Raw genomic sequence first — 9,642 nt, 5'->3', positions numbered from 1 at the left:
GATGGGGACAGACCCTGGTGTGATGGGGACAGACCCTGGTGTGATGGGGACAGACCCTGGTGTGATGGGGACAGACCCTGGTGTGATGGGGACAGACCCTGGGTTGGCGGGGACAGACCCTGGGGTGATGGGGACAGACCCTGGTGTGATGGGGACAGACCCTGGGGTGATGGGGACAGACCCTGGGGTGATGGGGACAGACCCTGGGGTGGTTGGAGCGGAGTCGGTCGTCGTTGCGGTTGGCCACGACTGGCGTTTCTTTGTCTCTGCCTGGATCGGGCAGGGCGTTGCCTGGGCTTTGATCGGTGCGTCGTTTGCTTGGCTGGTTGATAGCATTCCGGGCGAACGGACGGCGCATTCCGCGTTGCTGCTCTATGCCGCCTCGGTCGCGTCAATCGCGTTGGCGATGGTGGTCGGGTTCGCGTCGTTGCTGCCAGGCGGCGCGGGGGTTCGCGAGTTGACGTTGGCGGTGGTGCTGGCGCCGGTGATCGGGGGATCTCACGCCCTGTTGGCTGCGATTTTGGCTCGTTTGCTGTTTATCGGGGTGGAATTGCTGGCCGTGGTCGCCGTTGCAGTGCTGGGGCGGCTGCGAGAAAGCGTGCTTGCGCACGAATGAGCGGAACCTGGACTGCTAGGGCGGGTTTCATCGTGATAGACTAAAATGCTCGATTTCAGGCATTGAAGCCGATTCTTCATTTCTCTTAGCGTCTCCGATCGTTTGGCTGTTAGTGATTCCACCGCACTGCGTTACCAGCAATCGGACCCCGACGTCCGGTTGATGATTCGTGTCAGAAACGACGACGCCGCTGCGTTTGAGGAGTTGCTGCGAAAGTATCAGCCTCGGCTGGTTCGATTGATGCGCACGATCGGTCCCAAACCGGATCTGGCCGAAGATCTGGCACAAGAGACGTTCATGCGTGTTTTCCGGGCGCGTCACAGCTACGAGCCCGGCGCCAAGTTTTCGACCTGGTTGTTTACGATCGCGGCCAATGTGGCACGAAACGCGACGCGAAGTCAGGGACGGCGTCAGGAGGTCAACGAGATCGACGCACCGGTGACCTCCGACGGCTCCCAGGCCGTCGGCATTCTGGCCGCCACCGCGTTGGACGCCAGTTCGCTGATGCCCGGTCGATTGGTCGAAGGCAGCGAACGCGGCGCGATCGTCCGACAAGCGGTCGAAGCCTTGGGAGAGCGACAGCGGACGGCGTTGATGCTGTCGCGTTTTGAGAATTTGAGCTACGCCGAAATCGCTGAAACGATGGGACTGACCACCAAAGCGGTCAAATCGTTACTCAGTCGAGCACGAGTCAACTTGCGCGAAATCTTGCAGCCGTATATCGAGGCGGGGGTGATCCCGAGCGAGGTGGAACCATGAGCGAAAGTGTCTTGCTAACCGATGACGAACCGGTTGATCCCGACGATGAACTGTTGGTCGCCTATTTGGATGACGAACTCGACGACGCCGAGCGGAAGGCCGTCGAGAAGCGGCTGGTCGCGGAGACCGAGTTCCAGCGACGTTTGCAAACGCTGCAATCCGGGTGGGAGTGGCTGGACGAGTTACCCTCAGAGTCCACCAACGAGAAACTGGTGGAATCGACCATCGAACTACTCGTCGCCGACATCATTCCGGAAAAGAAATCGGAAGCCGGCTGGGTGAGCCAGCATTGGAGACACCTGGTCTTCGTCGCCTTGCTGGTCGCCGGATTTGCCGCCGGTGCCATCGGCGTGTCGATCGCCAATCGGATCGCGCTCCGCAATGACCTGGCAGAGCTGGCGATCGCCGAGGACCACGAAGCCTACAAGTTGGGCGACAATTTTTCGTTCTTTTATCAGCTTGCGTACAATCCCCGCTGGCAAAACATGATCGAAACGATGGAACAGGTCGGTCAGCGAGAAATGGCTCCGGCCAGTGTGGTCGCTTCCATTCCATTGCAAGACCGCGACGCCGCGCTGCAGTCATTGCCCACCGAGACGCGCGAGAAGTTGGTCGTCCGCTGGGAGGCCTATCGCGGATACAGCGAAGAAACCAAGCAGGAATTGAGGCGGATCGCCAGGGAAGTCCGCAACGCCAAGGACAGTGAAAAGCTATTGCGGACCATGAAAGCCGCGTCGGTCTGGATCGAAAGCGTCGGTGAAGAATTACGCGATGATCTGCAAAGCACCGACGAAGCCGTGCGCCAAAATGCGATTGACCTGGCGATCGATATCACGATGAACGATCTGGCCCGTGATTCGGGAAAATTGATCAGCGAAGAAACGTCGGATCGGATCTATTTGTGGTTGCAATGGTTGTTGACGCAACGGATGGAGCAGATACCAGGTTTGGCCGCCGGAATTGAACGGGGCAAAGCCATGCTCAAGGAGCAGGGGCGCGACGAACAATGGGCGGAGTACTTCATGCTTCGCGCGATGGTCGACGACCGCGATTGGCGGGGTCGTGGCCCGGGATTTTCCGGATTCAGTGGCGGATTGCGCATGGGACCCGGCGGTGGCGGGCCAAGGGGGCCAAACAATGGGCCGCCAAACAATGGGCCGCCGGCACCAGCTGACGAAGATGATTCGGACGTCGACGATCAGCGTGATCCGGGGCGACGCCCGCCGCCTCCGCGGATTCCTCCCGTCACCGACCGCGAATACCAAGACCTGAAGGCGCTGTTGGATGACCAAGCCCGCGAGGACCTGAGTGCGCTAACAAGCCTGTCGACCGAGCTTGCCGGTGAAGTGGTTGCGGTCAGCGATACGCTGCGGACATGGACCCTCGAAGCGCTTCGCCGGAATTCACCGGCGTTCCAAGCCGATGAATCGACTCCGCTTGATCGCTACCGTTCGCGAGAAGAGCCCGACGTGTTGGATCTACTTCCGCCGGAAGAAATCATGAAGGCGATTTACTACCGCCCCGATCGGCGCGGAGGCCGACGGTAAGCTGCCCTACGCGCACTTGATGCAGGTCGTTGCGAACGGCAGAATCTCCAGCCGGGCCGGATCGATGTGGGCACCGCAGCGGGCACAGATGCCGTAGGTGCCCTGTTCGATCGCGTGCAGTGCCTCTTTGATTTGGTTGATCTCGCGCATCGTGACGTTCCCCAAGCCGGCGAGCACTTCGTCTTCTTCTTGCTCGGTCGCGCGTTCTTCCCAGTCTTCGTTGACCGCTTCGCTGAGGTCGGTGTCAATTCCCTCGACGCGAGTGACCAGCTTATCGAGCTTCGCCTGCAGTTCGGCGCGAACGGCCGAGTAGTCGGGAGTCGGTTGTTCAGATTCAGTTGTCATCACGTTCCTTAGAGAATGTCAAGATCAGCCTGGCAGACGAAACCACCAACATAGAACAAACGCACCCCCACGTCGATTCCACCACCCCCCGCTTTCCTCCCGGAGTCGCCGCTTAGTTGGTGCTGAACGGAGGCGGAAACGGCAGCCGGGTTTTCGCCGCATTGCCGCCGGACTGCTGATCGGAAGCAGGCAATTGAACGGCACCACTGGCCAGAAACTCGATCAACAATTGGGCGCGATGGTCGACGTCTTGCTCGGCCAGCAACCGCAATTTCATCGACACCGAGAGCGGCAGGGTGTGCGAGATGATGTCCGTGATCGGACCCAACCCCATCGAGCCGGCCAACAGTTCGCTCAGCCCTTGTTGGACACTCTGGCTGGCCGGGATCACATCGCCGAACGCAGTCAACAACGCGGCGCGAAGCTGGCTGCGGTCGTTCATCCCCGATGGCGGATACAGATCGTCCAACACGTTGATCTTGGCGATCCGGAAACAACGCCCCGCATCGACCTCTGCAGTGACCTGGGCCCGTTTGATGCCGACCAGCAAGATGTTGTGCCGGTCGTCATCGCGTTCGACGTGGGAGACGATCTTGCCGATGCAAACGGTCGGATCGATGGGCGGATCCCCTTTGCCGATCGGTGGCGTCTCGGTCAGCGTCGCCATTGCGATCAACTCGTCGCTTTCGAGTGCCTCGGCAAGCATCTCGCAATACCGAGGTTCGAAGATGTGCAGCGGTTGCATGGCGTGCGGAAACAGGACCAGCGAAGGCAACGGGAACAAGCGGACCTGACCGTCAAAGTCGTCCGGCAAGCGAGTCAAGTCGTCCAAGTCACCCATCAATTTCACTCTTCGGCAAACGCCATCAAGATCCGCAACACGTACCAAAACAACAGCACGACTGATGCAAACAGCGCCAGGGATGCCGCCACGTGCTGGTCGGTGCGGTAATGGTGCAGCACGTTCGAGGTGTCGTACAGGATATACCCCGAGGCAAGGGCGACCATCGCGACGCTGAACCACAGCCCGAGCGAAAAGCCCATCAAGATCCCCGCGAAAATCGCACCCATCGCGGCGAACCCGCCCAACGCCAGGAATTTACCCCAGCCGCTGAAATCGGCACCCGTGATGAACACAAACGCGGTCAGGCCCCCGAACACCACCAGTGTGACCGCGGCCGCCATCAGCGGAGTCTTGGGGTCGACGAACGTGATGGCCACGTACAGCAGCGGGAACAGCAACGCCGCCTCGGCCACCACATACAAGCTCAGACCGGCATACTGCATCGCAGGCGACGCCCCATTGCTGGCCCAAGACCGGGCCAGCCAGCCGATCCCCATGAACAGGACCAACGCGATCAGCCACGTCCAGGGCGACCCGCTTTGAACCAGTTGCATCATTTTGGCCTGTGGGACGACGGTGAAAATCACCGCCTCGATCCCGATCAACGCCAAAATGGCGCCGAACAGGTGGGTGTAAGTTCGTCGAATGAACCCCGCGCGAGCTGACTCGTCGGCAAACGCGGCTGGTACTCCTACGTCGGTCACGGAATATGGATTCACATTGCTCATTGAAACATCTCGCTGATTGGAAAATCGCATCCACCCTGGGGCATCCTTCTAGGCACCATAACAGATGCAAGCCGGGTGCGCTGCCCCCCAAAAACTGACGCACTCGAAGACCCGTCGCCCGCGAAGCTCTCCCTGCCCGGGCTTGTGTCACTGCGTCAATATAGCTTTGCCCGCGTCCATTTGATGCGCCGTTTGCCGTCGGAAGCGCAAAATTGAGCTCGCAAACCGAATCAATCGCCCAACACGCAACGCCCATGCAACCGTCACGGTTCCACAAGTATGCGCGCCGGTTCAGTGGACGACATTGGTGATCGGAGGCTCAAATAGGCGATGACTAGTTTCGCACGCATCGGCCGGCGCGCGTTCGACGTGCATCCGGCCGTCAGCGTGTTTGGCCAGCCAGTGAGACAGACTCCCCAGTCCGTCGGGTCAGTCCCAACGCGATGGGCCCGTTCCGCTGACTCATTGTGATATCCACCTTACCCGGTGGTGGCACGTCTGAACGAGAGGTGTCACCCACGTGGACGAAGTCCGCGCCGCCCGCGGCTCTCGCGTCCCATGTCCACTCCTGGAAAGACCTTCACGTTCAAGACTTCACGATGACCACTGCTGATACACCTGGAACCTATCTTGTCACCGGTTGCGCGGGCTTCATCGCCAACAGGGTAGCCTCGCTGTTGCTTGACGCCGGGCACACGGTCGTCGGAGTGGACAACGTCAACGACTACTACGACACCACGCTGAAGGAACACCGGCTGAAGGCCCTCGAGTCGGATCGATTCCGTTTTCATCGGATCGATATCGAAGACCAGGATGCGTTGGCCGGACTGTTCGACGACGATTCCTTCGACGCCGTCTTTAATCTCGCTGCCCGGGCCGGCGTCCGGTACAGCATGGAGAATCCGCACATCTACGAGACGACCAACTCGTTGGGCAGTCTAAATCTGCTGCATCAGATGCGGCGGACCGGCGTCGGCAAATACGTCCTCGCGTCGACGTCGTCCCTGTACGCCGGCCAGCCGATGCCGTTTAGCGAATCGCTGCCGGTCAACACGCCGATCTCCCCCTATGCGGCGAGCAAGAAAGGCGCCGAGGTGATGGCGTACAGCCACCACTACCTGTATCAAATCGATGTCTCGATCTGTCGCTACTTTACCGTCTATGGGCCGGCGGGGCGTCCGGACATGTCGATTTTCCGGTTCATTCGCTGGATCGACGAGGGCGTTCCGATTCAATTATTCGGCGACGGCGAGCAGTCTCGCGATTTCACCTATGTCGACGATATCGCCCGGGGAACCATCTTGGCGGCGAAACCCGTGGGATACGAAATCATTAATTTGGGCGGGGGTGGGACTCCGGTTTCGCTTAATACCTTGATCGGCATGCTCGAAGATCGGCTCGGCAAGAAAGCGATCATCGAGTATTTGCCCTTCCACCAGGCAGACATGATGACCACCAGTGCGGACATCACCAAAGCGGGCGAGCTGCTGGGGTGGAAACCTGAGGTTTCGTTGGAACAAGGATTGGACGAATCCGTGCGTTGGTATCAAACTAATAAGCCGTGGTCGGAAAAAATTGTTCTGCCATGATTCCTCCCGACCAGACCGATCTCGTTGAGCCGAAGCCTACCGTGCCCACTCCACGTCGCCGCATCGTCTTTTTGAATCGGTCCTACTGGCCGGACATCGAAGCGACCGGTCAGTTGCTTTCGGACTTGTGCCGCGGTCTGGCCCCGCATTTCGACGTGCATGTGGTTTGCGGCCAGCCGAATAGCCCTGAACCGAGCAGCTCGTATTTGCAGGTCGGTGCAGAAGTCCGCGACGGCGTCACGATCCACCGGCTGGCGCATCATCAATTCGCCAAGAAGAACCCCTTCGGACGCATCCTCAATCTGCTCTCGTTTTTTTATTCCGCCCGTCGCTTCCTCCGCAAAGTCGACTGGGGGGCCGACGTGGTCATCAGTGAGACCGATCCGTTTCTATTGCCGATCGCGGGGGCGGAGTTTGCCCGTCGGGTCGGTGCCGAGCACTGTGTTTATCTGCAAGACATTTATCCCGATGTGGCGGAAGCGGTTGGCAAAGTACGAATCCCACTGGTCGCACCGCTGTTGAGACGAAAGTTGCGCGCCGCGTACCAGAATGCTTCAAGGATTATCGTGCTGGGACGCTGCATGCGGAGGCGTCTGACCGGGCCTCGGTGGGGAATCCAACGCGACAAGATCGAAATCGTTCCCAACTGGTCGGACTGTCAAACCATTGTCCCGATCGATCCTCGCGAGAATCAATTTCGAAAACGCTTTGAATTGGCCGATGCGTTCGTGGTCATGCATTCCGGCAACATGGGGCTGACCCAGCGTTTGGAAGTCTTGATCAGTGCGGCGGCCCAACCGCATTGGCCGGCTCGGGCAAAATTGTTGCTCGTCGGCAACGGGGCGTCGCGTGACAAGTTGCTTGAGCACACCGCGCGGCTGAATCTTCCGCCGGGGCGTGTTGAATTTGTCCATTATCAGCCGCGCGACCAACTGACCGAAAGTTTGTCTGCCGCCAACGTCCACGTCGTCTCGATGCACGAAAACGTCACCGGTTGTCTGTGCCCGAGCAAGCTGTACGGTATCATGGCTGCGGGCCGCTGCGTGATTGCGGTCGCGGACCCGCAAACGGATCTGTGCCAAACCGTTCGTGAACGCGACATCGGCTGGTGCGTTCCACCGGGATCGCCGAGTGCCATTGCGGACGCGGTGGCCAAAGCCGAAGCGGAATCGCGTCGCACCTCCACCTGCGACTTTGTCAATCGCCAACGTCGGTCAAGGGACGCGGCGATCCGCCACTTTGATCGCCCCGTGATCGTCAAGAAATTTTCGCAAATCCTCGCCAGCATCCTCTCCGATCACGCCATCGACCTGACCGACCATAACCTGCACGAAGCCCCCCTCTCTCGGCATCTCAGTGCGTCGGACTCGGGCTTCGCGTTGACACTCTAAGTTCCTGATCCTCTAGATTGCTGACCCTTTGAAGCTCAGCAAACCACACATGCCAACGGCACTCATCACCGGAATCACCGGTCAGGACGGGTCCTATTTGACCGAGTTGCTGATCAGCAAGGGCTACACCGTCCATGGAATCGTGCGGCGTAGCAGCATCACCGCACGCGGTCGGTTGGACCAACTGTTTCACCAAGAAGACGTTTACAACAAACGCCTCTTCTTGCACTACGCAGACCTCAGCGATGTGACGACGATCCGTCGCATCCTGCTCAAATCGACGCCCGACGAACTGTATCACCTGGCCGGACAGAGTCACGTCGGGGCGAGCTTTGAGATCCCCGAGACGACGTGCGAGTTCACCGCCATGGGCACCCTTCGGTTGCTCGAAATCCTCCGGGACTTGGACAAACAACCCAAGTTCCTGCACATCAGCAGCAGCGAGATTTTCGGGCGTCCCGACCAGTCCCCGCAGAACGAAACCACGCCGATGCGTCCGGTCACGCCCTATGGGATTGCCAAGGCGTTCGCGACGCAAATGGTTACGTTGTATCGAGAATCCTTCGGTTTGTTTGCCTGCAACGCGATCTGCTACAACCACGAATCGCCCCGCCGCGGCGAGTCGTTTGTGACTCGCAAAATCACACGTGCGGCCGCCGCGATTTCGATGGGGCTGCAAAAAACACTTTCGCTCGGATCGCTGGATGGACGTCGTGACTGGGGGTACGCCCCCGAGTACGTCGAAGCGATGTGGCGGATGTTGCAGCAACCCGCCGCCGATGACTTTGTCGTCGCGACGGGGACCGCGCACAGTGTCAAAGATTTTCTGGCGGCGTCGTTTGATGCGGTCGGATTGAACTGGGAAGAGTTTGTGACCCAAGACCCCCGCTACATGCGACCGAGCGAAGGGACGCATCTGGTCGGCGATCCCAGTCGGGCATCCGAGTCGCTGCAGTGGACGGCTGAAACGCAGCTTCCCCGACTTGCCGAAATCATGGTCCAGTCCGATTTGGACGCGCTGGCGGCGTCGCGTCAACGTGCCGAAACCTGAGCCGATTGTATTCGCGCCAACGTCTTTCCGAATTGCTGCTCTGGATCGCTGCGTTCACATTTGGGATTGCTCCCGCGATGTTGGCCAGCGATTTCGGTGGCATCTTGCCATGGACCAAGTACACCTCCGCGGTCGCATTGACCTTCGCCTGCTTGATCGCCCTGCTGGCCCGATCGCTTTCGGTCGGCTGCCCGGGCGAAATTCGCTTGCAGCCCAAGGCGTTTGCGTTGACCGGGTTGTTGTTGGTTTTGTTGGCCGCGGCCACGTTGCAAACCGTGCCCCTGACGTCGCATCTGGTCGCATGGTTGAGCCCCGCCAGTTATTCCGCGTCTGTGAATTGGGCAGGCAGGATTCTGCCGGTCGATCTCTCCCAATCCCTCACGATTTCGATCGCCCCGTTCGATTCCAGACACGCGATCGCCAATCTTTCGATCGCCGTTCTGGTCTCGTTTGTTGCCGTCTTGGTGTTTCACCATCGAGGGCGAACGACTTGGTTGCTCTCGGCGATCGCGCTGGGCGCCTGTTCGGTGGCACTGATCGGGCTTGGCCGCAAACTGTTTCCACAGTTTCACCTCTGGAGCTTTCGCAGCGGCGGCGAAGGGGCGCCGTTTGGAACGTTTCTGAACCGAAACAACGCGGCGTTGGCGATCAATCTGGGGATCGCATCGGCGCTGGGCTTGATCGTCTATCGCGGCTCGGCCCTGTCGCACCAAGGCGACGCGGGCGAGTCTGCAGAGCGAACTGGATGGAAAACGTTCGGTTCGCTGTGGCT

Annotated in this window: 8 protein-coding genes and 2 pseudogenes; 7 read left to right on the top strand and 3 right to left on the bottom strand. The window is 59.6% G+C overall.

Features of this window, described 5'->3' with window-relative positions; translation table 11 throughout:
• The 3 genes and pseudogenes from ABX749_RS10575 to ABX749_RS10565 all read left to right on the top strand — a co-directional run.
• A pseudogene (locus ABX749_RS10575) lies at window positions 1-616 on the top strand (hypothetical protein); the annotation flags it as partial.
• A 162-nt stretch (window positions 617-778) separates the two neighbouring features.
• Window positions 779-1,375 carry a sigma-70 family RNA polymerase sigma factor gene (locus ABX749_RS10570; RefSeq protein WP_372895947.1) on the top strand — a complete coding sequence of 199 codons (597 nt, stop codon included), beginning with the start codon at window positions 779-781 and terminating at the stop codon, window positions 1,373-1,375.
• Window positions 1,372-2,922: an anti-sigma factor gene (locus ABX749_RS10565; RefSeq protein WP_372895946.1), complete on the top strand. Its 1,551-nt coding sequence runs from the start codon at window positions 1,372-1,374 to the stop codon at window positions 2,920-2,922. Before ABX749_RS10570 ends, ABX749_RS10565 begins: the two co-directional genes overlap by 4 nt.
• A gap of 6 nt (window positions 2,923-2,928) precedes the next feature.
• On the opposite strand, the gene ABX749_RS10560 is transcribed toward ABX749_RS10565, so the two are convergent.
• From ABX749_RS10560 to ABX749_RS10550, 3 genes are all read right to left on the bottom strand, one after another.
• Window positions 2,929-3,267, bottom strand: a complete 339-nt coding sequence (locus ABX749_RS10560) for a TraR/DksA family transcriptional regulator (RefSeq protein WP_095739053.1) — start codon at window positions 3,265-3,267, stop codon at window positions 2,929-2,931.
• A gap of 112 nt (window positions 3,268-3,379) precedes the next feature.
• Window positions 3,380-4,108, bottom strand: coding sequence for an LON peptidase substrate-binding domain-containing protein (locus tag ABX749_RS10555; RefSeq protein ID WP_372895945.1), 729 nt, complete (start codon window positions 4,106-4,108; stop codon window positions 3,380-3,382).
• A gap of 5 nt (window positions 4,109-4,113) precedes the next feature.
• The gene (locus tag ABX749_RS10550) at window positions 4,114-4,815 is read right to left on the bottom strand and encodes a Bax inhibitor-1 family protein (RefSeq protein ID WP_372895944.1); all 702 of its coding nucleotides are present in this window, start codon (window positions 4,813-4,815) and stop codon (window positions 4,114-4,116) included.
• A gap of 623 nt (window positions 4,816-5,438) precedes the next feature.
• Between ABX749_RS10550 and ABX749_RS10545 the strand changes: the two genes are divergently transcribed.
• The 4 genes and pseudogenes from ABX749_RS10545 to ABX749_RS10530 all read left to right on the top strand — a co-directional run.
• Complete coding sequence (locus ABX749_RS10545) at window positions 5,439-6,428, top strand: NAD-dependent epimerase/dehydratase family protein (RefSeq protein ID WP_372895943.1); 990 nt, start codon at window positions 5,439-5,441, stop codon at window positions 6,426-6,428.
• Between the two features lie 41 nt (window positions 6,429-6,469).
• A complete protein-coding gene (locus ABX749_RS10540) occupies window positions 6,470-7,819 on the top strand; it encodes a glycosyltransferase family 4 protein (protein ID WP_372895942.1) in 1,350 nt (449 codons plus the stop codon).
• Between the two features lie 49 nt (window positions 7,820-7,868).
• A complete protein-coding gene (locus ABX749_RS10535) occupies window positions 7,869-8,870 on the top strand; it encodes a GDP-mannose 4,6-dehydratase (RefSeq protein ID WP_372895941.1) in 1,002 nt (333 codons plus the stop codon).
• A gap of 5 nt (window positions 8,871-8,875) precedes the next feature.
• Window positions 8,876-9,642 (top strand): annotated as a pseudogene (locus ABX749_RS10530) (hypothetical protein); the annotation flags it as partial.

The organism is Stieleria sp., assembly GCF_041595215.1.
Lineage (GTDB): Bacteria > Planctomycetota > Planctomycetia > Pirellulales > Pirellulaceae > Stieleria > Stieleria magnilauensis.
This window is presented reverse-complemented; position numbering and strand designations above follow the sequence as displayed.